This window comes from Coprococcus sp. AF16-22 (genome assembly GCF_003461545.1).
Classification (GTDB): domain Bacteria; phylum Bacillota; class Clostridia; order Lachnospirales; family Lachnospiraceae; genus Coprococcus; species Coprococcus aceti.
On sequence record NZ_QTXH01000002.1, the window covers coordinates 337,389 to 355,725 of the forward strand.

Annotated in this window: 16 protein-coding genes; 12 read left to right on the forward strand and 4 right to left on the reverse strand. The window is 47.0% G+C overall.

Annotated features, from left to right (window positions below; all coding sequences use genetic code 11):
- The first annotated feature begins 31 nt into the window (after positions 1-31).
- The 4 genes from hydG to DWW60_RS04165 are packed head-to-tail and all read left to right on the forward strand — an operon-like array spanning position 32 to position 5,049.
- Complete coding sequence (gene hydG / locus DWW60_RS04150; protein ID WP_015534643.1) at positions 32-1,450, forward strand: [FeFe] hydrogenase H-cluster radical SAM maturase HydG; 1,419 nt, start codon at positions 32-34, stop codon at positions 1,448-1,450.
- Positions 1,451-1,469: 19 nt separating this feature from the next.
- Entirely contained in the window at positions 1,470-2,705 is a 1,236-nt protein-coding gene (hydF, locus tag DWW60_RS04155) for a [FeFe] hydrogenase H-cluster maturation GTPase HydF (RefSeq protein ID WP_015534644.1), read from the forward strand.
- Between the two features lie 24 nt (positions 2,706-2,729).
- Positions 2,730-3,656: a patatin-like phospholipase family protein gene (locus DWW60_RS04160; protein WP_022216965.1), complete on the forward strand. Its 927-nt coding sequence runs from the start codon at positions 2,730-2,732 to the stop codon at positions 3,654-3,656.
- Positions 3,577-5,049 carry an MATE family efflux transporter gene (locus tag DWW60_RS04165; RefSeq protein WP_243002911.1) on the forward strand — a complete coding sequence of 491 codons (1,473 nt, stop codon included), beginning with the start codon at positions 3,577-3,579 and terminating at the stop codon, positions 5,047-5,049. Before DWW60_RS04160 ends, DWW60_RS04165 begins: the two co-directional genes overlap by 80 nt.
- On the opposite strand, the gene DWW60_RS04170 is transcribed toward DWW60_RS04165, so the two are convergent.
- Both DWW60_RS04170 and DWW60_RS04175 read right to left on the reverse strand, forming a co-directional pair.
- Positions 5,022-7,127 carry an LTA synthase family protein gene (locus tag DWW60_RS04170; RefSeq protein ID WP_117874435.1) on the reverse strand — a complete coding sequence of 702 codons (2,106 nt, stop codon included), beginning with the start codon at positions 7,125-7,127 and terminating at the stop codon, positions 5,022-5,024. The two genes, DWW60_RS04165 and DWW60_RS04170, sit on opposite strands and share 28 nt — an antisense overlap.
- Before the next feature lie 11 nt (positions 7,128-7,138).
- Positions 7,139-7,741 (reverse strand): HAD family hydrolase, encoded by a 603-nt coding sequence (locus tag DWW60_RS04175; protein ID WP_055145127.1) that lies wholly within the window; start codon positions 7,739-7,741, stop codon positions 7,139-7,141.
- 195 nt (positions 7,742-7,936) lie between these two features.
- On the opposite strand from DWW60_RS04175, the gene DWW60_RS04180 reads away from it, so the two are divergent.
- The 8 genes from DWW60_RS04180 to DWW60_RS04215 all read left to right on the forward strand — a co-directional run bounded on the left by DWW60_RS04180 (position 7,937) and on the right by DWW60_RS04215 (position 15,950).
- Entirely contained in the window at positions 7,937-8,587 is a 651-nt protein-coding gene (locus DWW60_RS04180; RefSeq protein ID WP_055224054.1) for a 3'-5' exonuclease, read from the forward strand.
- A 53-nt stretch (positions 8,588-8,640) separates the two neighbouring features.
- A complete protein-coding gene (locus DWW60_RS04185) occupies positions 8,641-10,050 on the forward strand; it encodes an AI-2E family transporter (RefSeq protein WP_055224056.1) in 1,410 nt (469 codons plus the stop codon).
- A gap of 64 nt (positions 10,051-10,114) precedes the next feature.
- Positions 10,115-11,419, forward strand: a complete 1,305-nt coding sequence (locus DWW60_RS04190) for an ATP-binding protein (protein ID WP_015534651.1) — start codon at positions 10,115-10,117, stop codon at positions 11,417-11,419.
- 223 nt (positions 11,420-11,642) lie between these two features.
- Positions 11,643-12,647 (forward strand): AIR synthase family protein, encoded by a 1,005-nt coding sequence (locus DWW60_RS04195; RefSeq protein ID WP_117874436.1) that lies wholly within the window; start codon positions 11,643-11,645, stop codon positions 12,645-12,647.
- A 10-nt stretch (positions 12,648-12,657) separates the two neighbouring features.
- Positions 12,658-13,155 carry a tRNA (uridine(34)/cytosine(34)/5-carboxymethylaminomethyluridine(34)-2'-O)-methyltransferase TrmL gene (gene trmL / locus DWW60_RS04200; protein WP_022216959.1) on the forward strand — a complete coding sequence of 166 codons (498 nt, stop codon included), beginning with the start codon at positions 12,658-12,660 and terminating at the stop codon, positions 13,153-13,155.
- Between the two features lie 19 nt (positions 13,156-13,174).
- Entirely contained in the window at positions 13,175-14,242 is a 1,068-nt protein-coding gene (locus DWW60_RS04205) for a WYL domain-containing protein (protein WP_117874437.1), read from the forward strand.
- Positions 14,243-14,357: 115 nt separating this feature from the next.
- Entirely contained in the window at positions 14,358-14,894 is a 537-nt protein-coding gene (locus DWW60_RS04210) for a sigma-70 family RNA polymerase sigma factor (protein WP_055224066.1), read from the forward strand.
- 15 nt (positions 14,895-14,909) lie between these two features.
- On the forward strand, positions 14,910-15,950 hold the full coding sequence (locus tag DWW60_RS04215; RefSeq protein WP_117874438.1) for a hypothetical protein: 1,041 nt from the start codon (positions 14,910-14,912) through the stop codon (positions 15,948-15,950).
- A gap of 69 nt (positions 15,951-16,019) precedes the next feature.
- Here the strand turns inward: DWW60_RS04215 and DWW60_RS04220 are convergent, their stop codons facing one another.
- Positions 16,020-17,588, reverse strand: a complete 1,569-nt coding sequence (locus DWW60_RS04220; protein WP_022216956.1) for a HAMP domain-containing sensor histidine kinase — start codon at positions 17,586-17,588, stop codon at positions 16,020-16,022.
- A complete protein-coding gene (locus DWW60_RS04225; protein WP_015534659.1) occupies positions 17,588-18,322 on the reverse strand; it encodes a response regulator transcription factor in 735 nt (244 codons plus the stop codon). Before DWW60_RS04225 ends, DWW60_RS04220 begins: the two co-directional genes overlap by 1 nt.
- Positions 18,323-18,337 lie beyond the last annotated feature (15 nt).

An 18,337-nucleotide genomic window follows, 5' to 3' on the forward strand; every position in this document is an offset into this window, starting at 1 on the left:
TACAGTATACAAGAAAGAAGGCTGACAAAAAATGTATGATGTGAGATCCATGAAGGCAGAGGACTTCATAGATGATGGCGAGATCCGTGAGACGCTGGACTATGCGGATCAGAACAAGGACAATGTGGAGCTTATCGACAGTATCATAGAGAAGGCAAAGCTCAGGAAGGGGCTTACCCACAGGGAGGCATCAGTGCTTCTTGCGTGTGAGATGCCGGACAAGATAAATGAGATATATGATCTGGCGGAGCAGATCAAGAAGGACTTCTACGGCAACAGAATAGTTATGTTCGCGCCGCTGTATCTGTCCAACTACTGTGTAAATGGGTGTGTGTATTGTCCGTATCACATCAAGAACAAGCATATAGCCAGAAAGAAGCTCACCCAGGAAGAGGTGAGACGGGAGGTCATAGCACTGCAGGATATGGGTCACAAGAGACTGGCCATTGAGGCCGGTGAGGATCCTCAGATGAATCCTATCGAGTACATCCTGGAGTGTATAGACACGATATACAGCATCAAGCACAAGAACGGTGCAATAAGGCGTGTAAATGTAAATATAGCGGCGACCACAGTGGAGAACTACAGGAAGCTGCACGAGGCAGGAATTGGAACGTACATCCTCTTCCAGGAGACCTACGATAAGGAAGCGTATGAGAAGCTTCATCCATATGGACCGAAGCATGACTATGCATATCACACAGAGGCTATGGACCGTGCTATGGAAGGTGGTATAGACGATGTGGGTCTGGGAGTGCTCTTTGGTCTGGACAAGTATAGGTACGAATTTGCGGGGCTGCTGATGCATGCGGAGCACCTTGAGGCTGTTCATGGAGTTGGTCCGCACACCATCAGTGTGCCAAGAGTCAAGAAGGCTGACGACATAGATCCTGAGGCATTTGACAACGGAATAAGCGACGATGTATTCTGCAAGATCGCAGCATGTATCAGAATCGCCGTTCCTTATACAGGAATGATAATCTCCACAAGGGAGAATCCAACGGTCAGGGATGAGATCATAAGGCTTGGAGTGTCGCAGATAAGCGGTGGTTCAAAGACCAGTGTGGGTGGCTACTATGAGCCGGAGCCAGAGGATGAGAAGTCGGAGCAGTTCGATGTCAGCGACACGAGAACTCTGGATCAGGTTGTGAACTGGCTGATGACCAAGGGCTATATACCATCGTTCTGTACGGCATGTTACAGAGAGGGCAGAACCGGCGACAGGTTCATGAGCCTGTGCAAGAGCGGACAGATACAGAACTGCTGTCATCCGAACGCACTCATGACGCTGGAGGAATATCTGGTGGATTATGCTTCGCCGGAGACCGCGGAGATCGGCAGGAGACTCATACAGGATGAGCTGAAGAATATTCCGAATGAGAAAGTCAGACAGATAGTGGTCGAGAGACTTGACAGGATAAAGCACGGAGACAGAGATTTTAGATTCTAACACATTGTGGAGGAGCAAAATGAGTTTAAACGATACACCGTCGGCAAACAGAGTGCATATAGGTTTCTTTGGATGCAGGAACGCAGGCAAGTCCAGTCTGGTAAATGCAGTGACGGGGCAGAGCCTTGCTGTTGTGTCGGATGTGGCGGGAACCACCACGGATCCGGTGTACAAGTCCATGGAACTGCTTCCGCTTGGACCGGTGGTCATCATAGATACACCGGGAATAGACGATACCGGCGAGCTGGGTGAACTCAGGGTGTCGAAGACCAGACAGGTGCTTGCGAAGATAGATGTCGCTGTGCTGGTGGTTGATGGTTCGGTTGGCCTTTCGGCGGCGGACAGGGAGCTCACAGAGCTTTTCAAAGAGAAGAATATAAATTATATAATTGCGTACAATAAGAGTGATCTTGTTAAGGATGATATACAGGTTCAGAATTCAGCGGAGAATTCCATATGGGTCAGCGCAGAGCGCAGACAGGGAATAGAGGAGCTGAAGGAATTGATAGGAAAGCTCACGGTGACAGACACCATGACCAGGAGACTGGTCGGAGATCTGATACAGCCGGGTGATATGGTGGTGCTGGTCATACCGATAGATTCTGCAGCTCCGAAGGGCAGGCTGATACTTCCGCAGCAGCAGGTCATAAGGGATGTTCTTGAGACCGGAGCTACGGCTGTGGTGTGCAGGGACACGGAGCTTGAGGATACTCTGAGACGGCTGGAGGGGAATGTATCTCTGGTGGTCACTGACTCCCAGGCATTTGCAAAGGTTATGAAGATAGTGCCGGATGACATATATCTGACATCGTTCTCCATACTGATGGCAAGATTTAAAGGGCAGCTTGATGCGGCGGTAAATGGCGCATATGTCCTGGACAGGCTGAGGGATGAAGGCCAGCGTACAGATGCGGACAGCAGACCTCCAAGGATACTCATAGCTGAGGGCTGCACCCATCACAGACAGTGTGATGATATAGGAACTGTGAAGCTGCCAGGATGGATACGCAGATACACAGGACTTGAGCCTGAATTTACATTTGTCAGCGGAACGGAATTCCCAGAGGATCTGACAGGATATGATCTGGTGATACACTGCGGAGGCTGTATGCTGAATGAACGCGAGATGAAGAGTCGTCAGGGAAGGGCGGAGCAGCAGAGTATCCCGATGACGAATTATGGAACTGCTATAGCTCATATGAATGGGATTCTTGACAGGAGTCTGAGGATTTTTCAGACAAAGACGGACATATAAATATTTGGATGAAAGGTGATCGATATGGCAAAGACAGGTTTGGTACTTGAGGGCGGCGGCCAGAGAGGCATATATACCGCCGGAGTCCTGGATGTGTTCATGGACAATGATATAGAGGTCGACGGTGTCATAGGGGTGTCGGCGGGAGCCATACATGGACTCTCCTATGTGGCGAGACAGAGAGGGCGCAACATGCGTTACAATATGAAGTACAGGAACAACAAGCACTACATGAGCCTGTACTCCCTTTTAACTACAGGAGATATATGTGGTGAGCAGTTCTGCTACCACGATATCCCGGAGAAACTGGATCCACTTGACTACGATGCATTCCTTGCAAATCCTACGAAGCTCTATGTGGGATGTTCTAATCTGGATACAGGAGAGGCGGAGTATCTGGAGTGTACAGATATGAGAAAGCCTGAGGATGTGAATAAGGTGAGGGCTTCGGCATCCCTCCCACTGGTGTCCAATATTGTAGAGGTTGATGGAATGAAGCTGCTGGATGGAGGTGTATCCGACAGCATACCGATATTTGCATTCAGAAGGATGGGCTACAGGAGAAATATAGTAGTTCTGACAAGACCGGAGGGATACCGCAAGGGCCCGGACAAGATGCTCAGGCTGGAGGCCGGAAGGTACAGGGAGTACCCTGAGTTCGTTAAAAGATGTCACATGAGACACATGTATTACAACAAGACCCTGGACAAGCTGGAGGAGCTTGAAAAGGAGGGTGATACGTTGATAATCAGACCGAGTGAGACTATAGAGATATCAAGGCTTGAGAAGAAGCCGGAGATGATCGAGGCCATGTATGAGCTGGGTGTGTACGATGCAAAGGAGAAATTGCAGCAGGTTAAGAAATTCCTGCGTGAGAGTAAGGAAGAAAGCAGGGACTACACACATGGACAGGCGCAGCAACAGACGGCGGTTACACAGCAGACCCGATAATGGAATATATGACAGATTGATACTTTCGGGAATGGACATTCCTGAGAGTGTGGATACACAGAAGAAGGCACAGGAGAATCACAGCAAAATGGCTGAGACTCCTGTGCCTTCTCTCATACTGTCACTTTCGGTATCTACAATATTCACCATGCTGATTGCAACCTCCTACAATATTGTAGACACCTATTTTGTATCAGACCTTGGAGAAAGCAGCGTGGCCGCAGTGGGGATCATGTTCTCTGTCATGGCGCTGATACAGGCTGTGGGTTACACATGGGGCATGGGAGCTGGAAGTGAGATAGCGAGACTCCTCGGTAAGCAGAAGAAACGCGAGGCAGAGCAGACGCTTGCCACGGCACTGGCGGGAGGAATACTGTCGGGCGCGGTCATGGCGGTTATATTTGCCGTGTTCAGGGAGGATGTGGTAAGACTTCTGGGGGCCACGGACACAAGTCTTGCTCCTGCTGGGCAGTATGGAATATATATCATGCTGGCGGCTCCAGTTATGTGTGGTGCCTATGTCCTGAACAATGCCCTGCGGGCTGAGGGGCAGCCGTATCTAGCCCTGTTGGGTATTCTGGCAGGCGGACTGTCAAATGCGTTATTTGACTATATATTGGTGAGAGTGCTTGGACTTGGAATAGCCGGTGCAGGCATAGCGACCCTTGCCGGACAGGGGATAAGCCTTGCCATAATGTATATATGTGTCAGGTCAAGGTGCAGCGTGGTAAGGCTGCATATATCAGACTTGTGGAGCTTCAGATATGGGGTGCGTATAGTGAGAACAGGGCTGCCATCCTTCCTGAGGCAGGGGCTCATGTGCTTTGCGGCGGTCATGATCAGCAGAAACTGCAGACAGTACGGTGATGGAGCCATGGCGGGAATCACGGTTGCAAATAAGATATTTGCGGTCACATTTGCCGTGCTGGTGGGCTATGGGCAGGGATTTGCCCCGGTGTGCGGGTTTGCCTATGGTGCAGGACTTGAATCCAGAGTGAAAAGGTCGCTGAGATTTACCATGATAACTGCGGTGATATTCATGTGCGCTATGGGTGCTGCGACCTGGGTGTGGGTATCCGAGGTGGCCGGTGTATTCTTGCATGAAGGTGGCACTCAAGCTATGCAGCTTGCGGCGCTGTCTCTCCGGGCGCATGCCATATCCATGCCGTTTGCAGCTGTGTGTCTGGTGACCGGAATGTACTATCAGGCTCTTGGAGCATATGGAAAAGCCACCCTCATATCCGCCCTGCGTCAGGGAGTGTGTTTTATACCATTAGTATTCATACTGCCGCGCATGTATGGCATAGATGGAGTGGCTTTTGTCCAGGCCGCCGCCGATGTGCTGGCGGGGATTGTCTCGGCCTTTTATCTGCTATATACAAATGAAAAATAGTCCGTGTTTATCATCTCGTCCGATATATACAGTCGGTTTTCAACCTCCTCGATCATCTGATCCACGTATCCATCAGGGATCTGTGACTCAGGGACGAAGTAAGAGGTCTCCCCCGTGCTGGCATCATATCTGACCTTGTCGGTCATAAAGCTTTGATCCGCGAAGATCACAAGCTCATCGGAGTCGGACAAAATGTTGCGGCCAGCCAGAAGTCTTGAGTCAAAGTCGGCTCCGAGAAGGTTTAACACAGTTGGAAGTATGTCCACACTGGAGCAGAGCTTGTCGACAACTACTGGCTTCTCCATGGATGAGCTCCATATACCAAACTGGTTGTGGTGAAGCTCAAAGTCATCATTCTCTATGTCCTTGCCCGCAAGCTCGTTGTAGGTGCCGTCGCTGAGTCCGTAAGGATAGTGGTCAGGTGCCACGATGAACAGAGTGTTGTCCAGCTTGCCAGTCTCTTCCAGCTTATCCATCAGGAATTCCAGAGCCTTGTCAAGCTCCATCTGGGCTGCAACATAGGCTATGGCCTCATCTGAGTACCCTTTTCCGAAGAGAACATTCTCGGCTCCCTCCCTGTTAATCATGCATATATACTGATTGTCGTAATTGTAAGGCAGATGGCCGGAGAAACTCATAAAATACATGTTAAATTTGTCATCCTGAATGAAATCCCCATACACAGCCTCCATACATTCGAGATCGGAATACATAACGTGGTCAGGAATATCCAATCCTGCGCCGATGGCCTTGAAGGTGGTGTAGCCCATATTCGGATGGGTTCTTGTTCTGTCGTAGTATGTGGCATCAAAGTCGTGGTAGCCGTAGCTCTTGTAGCCCTGTGCGTTCAGCATATTGCCGAGGGCGTATGGCTGGTAGGTGTCCGCGGATGCCTCAAAGCTCCATTTGGAGGATGCCGGATACTGGCTGAGGCAGTTGGTATATTCGCCGTCTATGGTGCTGTGATACCACAGTGGGTTGTAGAAGTTAGTAAATTCAAAGCCTTCGTGATAAATCTTGTACAGTGTCGGTGTGGCCTCCCTGGATATTCCATATGTACTGAGACTTTCAGCGGTGACAAATACCACATTGTACCCCTCGAACATGCCGGTGTATTCGTCCGTGTAAGTTGGCTGTACCCCCGAGAAATATGCCGTCAGGCTTTTAAGCTCCTCGTCATCTGTCTGATTGTACAGACTTTGGAAATCTATGCTTTCATCGACCTGCGGAACATATACAGGCTCGTCGGCCTGGGTTGATCCTGCCGCCTGATCTGAGCCGCTGGTCTGAGAAGCTGATGAAAAATCTGTCTCGTCCGCAGATGCGGCATTGATATCTGATGCGGCAGTCTGTGCATCTGACTGATTATCTCCAATATCTGCAAGCTCAAATGTCTTGCTCTGGCTGCTCTGAGTCACCATGGTCACACAGTCTCTTCCCGTGGTGACCATGACTCCAAGCTTGTTCATGGACAGTTCAAGTACATAGCGTCCGTGGAACAGCGCATATGGAGTGTAGGCTGCAGTCCCGTGCACTGCCAGAATACAGATGGCAAGTACCCATGCAGCTGCGGAGATACCCAGCTGCACCAGCACTGCCCTGAGCACACCAGGCTTCTGCCCGATGCGGCATCTGCCAAATGAAAACCAGAACCTGTTCATGATGATAAGACATATAAGTGGCAGCAGGAACAGCACTATGATATACCAGTTGGATCGCAATGCTGAAAAAAGCACAGTCCTGAAGTTCATAGCATCCTGGGCACCGCCGATGGACACCAGACTCAAAAATGTTCTGAATATCTTATAGTATACAAATTGTGCAATATAGTAGATCGTAAATATACTCCACAGCAGGTAGGCTATGGCTGCATTTGCATATCTGTGCCAGAAGGAGGTCAGTGCTGACAGGGTAAGTCCGCATGCCAGCGCAAATGTCAGGGGATGTAGTATGTTGCTGCCTGCAGATCCATAAATTGCAATGTGAAACAGGAGCTCCATATAAATAAAGGCCAGCGGAAAGAATATGGAACGCCACAGCAGACCACAGTGTCTGCTTTGAGTTGTATCTGTTTTCATCTGGCATCTCCTTATTCGCGTGCGAGTATGTCGTCAAGTGCGCCCCTCACTCCTATAGGATCTGTGACCAGAAGAGTGTGGAAACCAAGCTTTGCGGCGGCATCGAGATTCGCCTGCCTGTCATCAAGAAAAATGGATTCCTCAGGGACAAGGTTATATTTGTTGCAGAGATGCTCATAGATGGCGGCGTCTGGCTTGGTCACGTGGTATTCATAGGAGACCACTCTTCCGTCCGTGTAAGGCAGGAAGTGGAATCTAGGCGTGTGGAGTGCAAACAGTCTTCTTGGGTAGTTGGACAGGAGGTAGATGTTGTAACCTCTGGACTTGAGATCCTTGAGCCACATGTCGGCTCCCGGGAACATGTCCACCACTTCATCGAGATTGTTCATGAACAGGTCTATGTAGCTGCTGCATTCCGGGCTGAGTTCCTTGAAACGTTTGATGAGCTCTGGCTCAGGCATATCGTCCAGGTCAAAATGATTCCACATAGGGTGGTTTATCATGTTGTGATCAAGAGTATCTATCACGTCCGCTGGTATGCCAAGCTTCTCCATGGTGCTTTTCCAGTGGAAGTCTACGAGGACCATGCCAATATCAAAGATTATATTTTTCATATGTATATTCCTTTCGTGTCGTATGCTGCCGTATAAGTGCAGATTATGTCGTCACAGAAATTTTAACTCATAATAGGACAAAAATATACTCAAATATTTGCGGAAATGCTGACAAATACCTAATATGCTTGTTTACAGTTTTCCGGTCACAGTGTTACAATGATTAAATCGGCAATGTAAGGGGAAATACAGTGTATGATATACGTATTTGTGGACTTTGAAATGAATATGATAGATTCAGAGTATAAGAAGGAAAAGAAAATATGTAAGAGCGAGATCATAGAGATCGGTGCAGTTAAACTGGATGAAGATTATAATGAGATAGATTCGTTTAAGAGTTATGTGAAGCCGGCATATGGAACCATGGCTTCGCGTATAATAAAGCTCACAGGAATAACAGATGATATGGTGGAGAATGCTCCTTCATATGCTTTTGCCATGGGGAGCTTTATAGAGTGGTGTGCTGATGCCGATGTGATATACGCATGGAGTGAGAATGACCTGAGACAGCTCCGCAAGGAGGCCAGGCTGAAGGAATACACGCACCCCGGGCTGGAAAGTATCATATCAAGGTGGAAGGATTTCCAGAAGGAATATGCCAAGCTCATAGGAACGTCAAGAAGGATATCACTGTCGGACGCTGTGTTTTATCTGGGAGAAAACTTTCAGGGGGCAGAGCATGATGCCCTGTGGGATGCCAGGAATACCGCTGAGGTGTTCAAGCTCTCAAAGGATGAGGAGAATTTTTTCAGGATCATGGCCCCGGTCATCGATGTGTACAAGCCCAAGAAGAATCTGACATATTCCCTGTCCGAGGCATTTGGAGATATACATCTGGGTGAATAGATATGTAATTGATGACTACATAGAATAATAATGTGGATTATTAGGAGGACTTCATGAACTGGAATAAGAGGGATACAGTGAGGACCGTGATTATATTGTGCGGTGTGGTGCTGTTTGCATATGTACTGTTTAATTTTGATAAGGTGTCCAGTATGTTCAGCTGGCTCATCAATATACTCATGCCATTTGTCATAGGATTTGCCATAGCATTTGTGGTGAATGTACCTATGAAGGGACTTGAAAAGGTATTGTTTAAGAATAAAGACAGCAGACTGTACAGGTTCAGGAGACCAGTGTGCCTCATACTGTCGTTCCTGTGCATAATAGCTGTTCTCACGTTTGCAATAACTATGATCATACCTGAGATGTCCAAGACTATAACTATGTTTGCAGAGAAGCTGCCATCGGCCATGGATGATATACAGAGGAAGGCGATCAAGCTGATGAAGGACCAGCCGGAGATAGTGGATAAGATAAAGAGTATCAATATTAATTGGGATGCACTTATATCAAATGTGGTTGGTATTGTGAAGAACGGCGGCAGCAGTGTATTGTCTTCCACGTTCTCCATTGCCAGCAGTGTGGTAGGCGCCGTGGTCGATGTTCTGGTGGGACTGTTCTTTGCGTGCTACATACTGGCTCAGAAGGAGACTCTGGAGAAGCAGGTAAAGGGTGTATTGTATGCGGTGTTCAGGGAAGAAAAGGCGGACCGATTCATTCAGACTTGTGTTCTTGCGGATAAGACCTTCTCCAAGTTCATCTCAGGTCAGTGCCTTGAGGCGTGCATACTTGGACTTATGTTTTTCATTACGATGACCATATTCCGTATTCCGTATGCGCTTACGGTCAGCATCATCATAGCAGTATTTGCACTGATCCCGGTTGTTGGAGCATTTGTCGGATGTTTTGCCGGAACGATTATGATCCTGGTAGAGGATCCGAAGCGTGCCATAGTGTTTCTGATCATATTTGTCGTGCTGCAGCAGATAGAGGGTAACTTCATATATCCTCATGTTGTTGGTGGTTCGGTGGGACTTCCATCTATATGGGTACTTGTGGCGGTCATGCTTGGAGGTGATATGTTGGGCATTCTGGGTATGCTCATATTTGTACCGCTTTTCTCCGTCCTGTATGCGATGTCTGAAGAATATGTGGTTAAGAGACTCAGAGACAAGGGCATATCGTGGAGGAAATATAATCTGGCATGCAACATCCCCGAGGGGCGATGGAATGGAAGGCTGGATGAGGAATGTGCGTCTGATGTCAGCAAGGTGGACGCCGGGCAGACCGGGACGAATGAGTCAAATGCACCGGGCAGTACAGCCGGAAGCGGCAATTCTGGGAAAAACAACACAAGCAGAAACAATACGGGAAGAAATAGCTCAGAAAGAAATAACATAGAAAGAAACAATACAGACAGAAACAGTAACAGAAATAAAAACTACAAGAAGAGAAAGAAATAACGGCTCATATATGGCATCATCTGTGTGGTGATACATATAGCCGTTCAGAAAGAAGGATATACACATGTACAGAGACATAGCGAAATTGGTTTTATACAGAGATCTTGGAGAGGACAGCATACTTATGAAGCTGTCTGGAATATTTGAGGATTTTGATCTCAAGAGGTGTGAGAATGCGGAGCTGTGTGCCCGCATATACGATCAGATCAAGAGACTTCTGGATCTTGCTACCAGTTATGGATTCGATAAGAATCTGTGGCACAACTATCTGGCATTTATACTCATCACCAATGAGAACTCATTCAGTATAACCAGTGAGAAGGTGGGAGCAAATGACGGAACAGTTAATTATTTTGCAAAGAATGATTTCAGGATATTCAAGAAGCTGTTCGACTTTGATTTCTCAGAGATAGAGAGCGCACTTGGAATAGATTGTTTCTCAACTATCAACAATTACAAGTCTATTGGCAAGAAGGAGAGAATGTACAATAAGAATGTCAGCGAGAAGGTTCAGGCTGTCAGCAATGCGATAGAGGAGGCTGAGAACGAGGACCAGATATTTGACATAGTGACATCATTCTACAAGGCATATGGTGTTGGTATGTTCGGTCTCAACAAAGCGTTCAGGATCACCCGTGAGCATGGAGATCTGGAGTTTGTACCTATAAATAACACAGAGGATGTCATGCTGGATGATCTCATCGGATATGAGATCCAGAAGAAGAAGATCGTGGACAACACTGAGGCATTTGTGGAGGGCCGCAAGGCGAACAATGCACTTCTCTTTGGTGACAGTGGAACAGGAAAGTCAACCACGATCAAGGCGATCATCAACGAGTACTATGACAGAGGACTTCGTATGATAGAGATATACAAGCATCAGTTCCAGGATCTGTCGCAGGTCATATCGCTTATCAAGAACAGAAATTACAGATTTATCATATACATGGATGATCTTTCATTTGAGGAATTTGAGATAGAGTACAAGTACCTCAAGGCTGTCATCGAGGGTGGACTTGAGATCAGACCTGACAATGTGCTCATATATGCCACATCCAACCGCCGTCATCTCATCAAGGAGACATGGAACGACAGGAATGATATGGAGAATAACAATGGTATTCACAGAAGTGATACCATTCAGGAGAAGCTGTCACTGGTCAACAGATTCGGAGTCACGATCAGCTACAGCGCACCTTCACAGAAGGAATACTTTGAGATCGTCAAGGGACTTGCTGAGAAGGAGCACATCACCATGGACGAGAAGGAGCTCTGCGCAGAGGCAAACAAGTGGGAGCTTGCACATGGCGGCATAAGCGGACGTACTGCACAGCAGTTTATCAACTACCTTAAGGGGCAGGGATTGTAAAAATAATTGCTGTTGAACTACGGTTTATATTTTGTTATTATTAAGTTAATTTTGTAGAGCAAGATACTTTGATAAGGAGTGTGGAAAGATGATAGATCTTAGCAGCAAGAAAGGTAAGACACTGGTATCCAGAATAATTGTTGTGGTTCTGTGTATCGCAATGGTTGTTACACTTTTAGTTTCAGCATTCTAATAGGAAAACAGGTCGAATTGGAGAGTAGATATGAGAGGAAAGTTTGGAGAGCACCAGACGGTGCGATCGATACTTAAGAGTCTGCCACGTACTGTCCACGACGATGTGACGAGAGCCGGAATAGGAGATGACTATGCCCGGCTCTTGTTGCGTGATGGGGGTAGCGGAGACACCGGCGCAGCTAAAAGCGTGAATGTTGCGGCTGGTGTGTGCTGTGACAGCGGGTATATGGGACTCAGACTTGATATAGCGAGACTTTACAACAGTATAAGGATTGGCGGATATATGCCATGGGCGGCAGTAGATACCATAGTTATGCCTGATGACGATGAACGACGCATGAAGAAACTGCTCAGAAAGCTTGCGGGCATATGTGCGGAGTACGGCGTTGACATAGTGACGGGACATACTGAGGTGAACAGTGCTGTTGCCGAGCCAATTATAAGTTTGACAATGATGGGAATATCTGTAGGTCAGGAACATGCAGGATATTATGATTTAGACCTGTGTGGATCAAAACGACTGGCCGGTATGGACATTGTTATGTGTGGACAGACTGGCGTTGGGGGAACTTTGCAGCTCTACTATGACAATCAGAAGGAACTTTTTGAGAGATATTCGGAGAGTTATCTGAGACCTGTGGAGCAGCTCGAGCAGCTTATACTGCTTGGCGGCCAGGTTGACATAGCATTAGATCATGGCTGTATATATTCACACGACATATCGAGGGGCGGCGTATTTGCAGCTCTCTGGGAGATGGGAGATGCGCTGAAGTGCGGGCTTGAGGTATGTCATGACAATATACCGATACTTCAGGAGACAATAGAGATATGTGAGCACACCGGGGATAACCCGTATATGATAGATGGTTGTGGTTCTGCACTCTTCGTAGTTCCGGATGGAAAATTGCTGGCTGATAAGCTCTATGAGGCAGGATATGAGGCTTCAGTCATAGGCCATCTTACGGAAAAAAGCGATAGGGTTGTGGTGCACGACGACGAGAGGAGATTTCTTACACCGCCAAGGTTTTTATAGGAGGAGTAGTATGCTAAATATAGTATTACATGAGCCGGAGATCCCGGCCAATACAGGCAACATAGGAAGAACATGTGTGGCAGCAGGCGCAAGACTGCATCTCATAGAACCACTGGGCTTCCAGATAAATGAGAAACAGTTGAAGCGTGCCGGGCTTGATTACTGGGACAAGCTGGATGTGACAACGTATGTGAATTTCGAGGATTTCCTTGCAAAGAATCCCGGAGCAAAGATATACATGGCGACAACCAAAGCCAGGAAGAAGTATACAGATGTGAAGTTTGAGGATGACGCATACATCATGTTCGGCAAGGAGAGTGCGGGTATACCAGAGGAGATCTTGGTTGATTATAAGGATACATCTATCAGGATTCCGATGTTCCCAGACATTCGTTCACTGAATCTGGGCAACTCTGTGGCAATAGTGCTGTATGAAGCACTCAGACAGAATGATTTCCCAGGTCTAGAGGAAGCAGGAAATCTACATCGTCTTAGTTGGGACATGTAGTGATAGAGGGGGAATATACATGGCGTATCCTACAAGTGGAAAAAAGATGCTGAACATATGCATTCTGGACATACTGAAGAAATATACGGACTGTGACCACACCATGGATCAGAAGGATATCATTGCGAAGCTCAAAGAGGATTATGATATAACTGTGGACAGAAAATCCGTAAAAGCAAATCTCAATTGTCTGGTGGATTATGGCTATGACATTGAGTACACCGAGACGGAGAGAGAGAAGAAGGACGGCACAAAGGAGACACTTACATCAAACTGGTATTATAATCACGAGTTTGACGATGCAGAGCTTCGAATGATGATAGACAGTATCCTGTTCTCCAAGACCATACCGGCTGGTCAGGCGAGCCAGCTCATAGACAAGATAGCAGGTCTGTCAAATATATATTTTACAAACAAGATGACGCATGTGAGCAGTCTTCCGGGTCTCGAGCACACCAGCAACAAGCAGACACTGTTCAACGTGGGAATGATAGATGATGCCATATCTGAGAAGAAGCAGATATCATTTGTGTACAATAATTATGGTGAGGACAAGAAGCTTCATCCGAGACGGAAGGAGCCGTACGTAGTCAATCCGTATCAGATGGTGGCAAATGATGGAAAGTATTACCTCATTTGCAACTATGACAAGTATGACAATCTGTCGAATTACAGAGTGGATAAGATGACACAGGTCCAGATAGTTGACAGACCGGTGAAGAACCGTGCAGAAGTAAAGGGCATGGAACACGGGCTTAACCTTCCAAAGCATATGGCTGAGCATATATATATGTTTGCCGATGAGCCGGTGACCATAGTGATGCGTGTCAGAAAGGCTGCCATATCGGATGTGGTGGATTGGTTTGGAAGAAACTTTGATGTGGTCGATGAAAATATAGCCAGACAGTACGAAGGCTTCAGGGAGACTGAGGATGATGTAACTTACGTGCGGCTTGTGTGCAGCCGTCAGGCGATGGCGCACTGGGCGATGCAGTATGGAACCTCGGTGGAGGTCATTTATCCCACAGAGCTCAGAGCCCAGATCGGTGAGGCTGTAAAGGAAATGAATAACAAATATAATAATTAAAGAGATGGCTGTCAGTATAATTCAAAAAACTGGCAGCTTTTTTATAAAAAAAATCGCTTTTACTGCAAGAAAACACAGATTTTGATCGGAATATATATTAGAAACACACGGGGAGGTGAATGATATAGTAACTAGGAACAATTATATATCGAAGCTGAAACGGCATAATGAGAAAGCTCTGGAGTTTGTGGTTCAGGAATATGGAGGGCAGGTGAAAGCTGCTGTGTACAAGAATCTTTCGGGCATGCCGGAGGAAATTGAAGAGTGCATGGACGATGTGTTTCTGGATGTATGGAACAATATAGACAGATTTGACGAGAGCAAAGGCTCGTTCAGAAGCTGGATAACGGCAATTGCAAGATTCAGATCCATAGATTATCTGAGAAGATACAGCAGAAGATGTTCGGAGGAAGACATAGCAGACTATGAGAACAAGCTTGCAAATGACAACCTGCTGGAGATACTCAATGAGGAGATATCGGACAGCATGGAAAAGCTGCTGAGTGGTCTGTCGGATGAAGATAGGGACATCATTCTGAGGTACTACTGGGATGACCAGTGTGTAGATGAGATAGCGGAAGATTATGGGGTATCTTCATCATCTATCTACAGCAGAATGTCCAGAGCAAGAAGTCGATTGAAACAAGTGTAAAGGCGGTGAATGATCATGAAAAACGGAAAAGACAGAAATGTATATGATGTTATGAACGATGTAAATGTGGACATTGAGACCATGGATATGTCGGATGAAGAGAAGGATGCCTGTGTGAAGAGGCTCAGGCACAAGGTGAAGGCGAGGAAAACCGGAAGAAATCATGGATGGAAGACGGCGGCAGCGGCAGTGGCGGCTGTTCTGATCCTGTCGGGAGGCGGACTGACATATGCGGCAGAGAACGGCTCGCTGGCATGGTTTTTTGACAGTCTGAGCAGGGAGACAGGAAGTGTTATTCCATCAAAATATGTGGACGAGAGCTACATAAATAACGAGTATAAGGGCAGTGTAAAGGTGATAACCGAGTCCGATGCAAAAGTAAGCTTTGATCTGAAGAAGGTAGCAGTGGATGGCGATCAGGTCAACATTGCGATGGTGATCACATACGATGACTTTGACACAGAAAAATATGAGAGCTTTGATGCTCAGATGCAGATAATAGAAGGCGGTGCGAACATCGTCAGTGAATATGCGGGCAGCACGGCTCCTGGCGATGGAACCTCGCTCACGAACAAGCAGACAATGTCTGATATTGTATACAAGTTAAAAAAGAAAAATGCATACAAGGTGGGGGATGTCATCACCATGAGATGTAACAGCATTACCCTGTTCAACAAAAATAAATCAAGTGATGGCGCGGTCACCTATGTAGCAGACGAGGTGGATGGCCCTTGGACCTTACAGTTTAAGGTTCAGGATGATATGCAGGGACATAGTGTGGATGTATCCGGCATAGATGGCATTGAAAAATGTACAATAAATACAAAGGGCATAACCATTGACATTGCTGAAAATGCGGCGGTCGATGATGACTCGCTGGAGAATATAATACTTGAGATGACAGACAATAAAGAATTGAAAGATGTAGTATATGGAATCGGCAAGACCGGTGATGGCGACAGCATACAGAGAATGGAGTTGAACTTCACTAAGCCGATAGATGTTTCACAGGTGAAAAATGTGTGGATAGATGGTAGGAAATGTAAAGTGAAATAAATAGAGCCGGGGTATTACAACAGAGACATTCTCTGGGGTAATACCCCGGCTTTAATATTCTGCGATATGTTATGAGTCTTTGATCCTGAATTTGCCATTGCTCTTCACGCCAGACGATGATATGTCTGTATCGGAGTGGTGTTCAGTGTGCTCGACATGCACAGGCTTGATAGGCACCTGCATATCCTTCTCCTTAGGAAGAGAGAAGATAAATTCGCTTCCCTCGCCCTCCTCGGATGTGAGGGTGATCTGCTCGCCGTGAGCCTTGATGATCTCCTTGGTTATGGCCAGTCCCAGTCCGGTTCCGGTCTTGTCCTTGCCACGGCTCGGATCCGTCTTGTAGAATCTCTCAAATACCTTCTTCTGGGCATCCTTTGGAATTCCCACGCCTTCATCCTTGACGCTTGTATATATCTTGTTGTCCTTCTCGGTCACCTGAACTCTGATCTGGCGTCCCTCAGGTGTGAACTTTATGGCGTTGTCAACCAGATTGTATATAACCTGCTGTATCTTGGTTCTGTCGGCGTATACCACTGTGTTGTCGGTGAGGAATACGCTGTCCAGGAAAATTCCCCTGTCCTTGCACCTTTTCTCAAATGTGTTGATGGTCGGTGTGATGATATCCCTGATATCGAAGTTGGACTTGTCAAGCTGCAGGTCAAATGAGTCAAAGTTGTTCAGCTCCAGAAGTCCCTGTGTCAGCTTGGTCAGTCTCTGTGCCTCATTTAACACTATGCCGAGGTACTTCTCATGCTTTTCCAGTGGAATAGTGCCGTCCAGCATGGCCTCTATGTAACCCTTGATGGATGTGAGTGGCGATCTGAAGTCATGGGATATATTTGATATAAATGACTTCCTGTACTCATTTGAACGGCTCAGCTCATCTGCCATCTCCTCCATGTATCTCGCAAGTTCGCCGAATTCGTTCTTCGCGGTCACATTTACCCTGGCATTGAAGTTACCCTGGGCGTATGACTTGGACGTCTTGATGATCTCACGTATAGGCTTGAGCAGGCTGTTTGACATGAGCATAAGCGCGATCATGGCGATCAGCATGAGGATCAGGAATGGCACAAATGTCGTTGAAAGCATCCTGCTCTTTATATCCTGCTTGAATGTCATAGGTGATGTCAGGATGATAGTTCCCATGTAATTGTTCCACGAGTAGAGAGGCTGGCCGATCACCAGAGTGTCCTCCGAGAAATAGCCGCCAAATGTATCCTCGAAGCAGAATGATGCAAACAATTCATCCGGTTCCACATAATTCTTGAGGTTGTCATTTGTGCTGCTGTGTGAATCTGAATCCTTGGAAGACCCACCGGATTCACTGCTTCCTGAAGAGCTTCCCGACCTGAAAATAATGTTGCTGCGTTCATCGGTGAGCCAGATTCCCATGTCCAGGGTATCCGCCGCATGTTGAAGCTCCTTGTATAATTCCTTGCTGTCAATGGTTCCGTTGCTGTAATCAGTCATGGCGCCGTCGGCAAGCATTGTGATTTCGTTCTTCATGGTGGATTTGCGCTCTGAGAGAACAGAATTCTGTGCTGTTGATATACTGTACACCATGAGCAGTGCAAATATGATTACAACCAGCACTACGAATCCGACCACGATCTTGTCAAATGCTGTTTTCTTCATTATGATCTCCATTCAAACTTGTAGCCTATGCCCCATACAGTGGCAATGCTCCAGTTATGATTGTTGTTCAGCTTCTCACGAAGTCTCTTGATATGTACATCCACGGTTCTAGTGTCGCCCACATACTCGTATCCCCACAGCTTGTCCAGAAGCTGCTCTCTGGTAAATACCTGATTTGGTCTGCTGGCGAGGAAGTAGAGGATCTCCAGCTCCTTTGGCGGCATCTCGAGATTGTGTCCCTCAAAGGTTACAGTGTAGTTGGAGATATTTACGACCAGCCCGTCATACTCCACAAATGTACCTACATGGTCCGCACTTGTGACATCGTAAGCTGCGCTCTGTGGCTGCTTCTGTGCACTCTCAGTCATGGCTGACCTTCTGAGAAGGGCGCCGACCCTTGCCACCAGCTCATTTGAGTCAAATGGCTTGACGATATAATCATCTGCACCGATCTTAAGCCCCAGCACCTTGTCGAATACTTCACCCTTGGCAGAGAGCATGATGATAGGCGTGTTCGATGTCTTTCTTATCTCTGTACACACCTGGTAGCCATCCATTCCCGGAAGCATGACATCCAGGAGAACCAGATCAGGTGAATATTCCTCAAATAACTGTAGAGCTTCCGTTCCGCTTGCGGCTATCTCGGTCTCATAACACTCTTTGTTGAGGTAGAGTGATATAAGCTCTGCGATGTTCTCGTCGTCGTCAACGATGAGAATATTATTTTTGCTCATATATATAAACCTCCC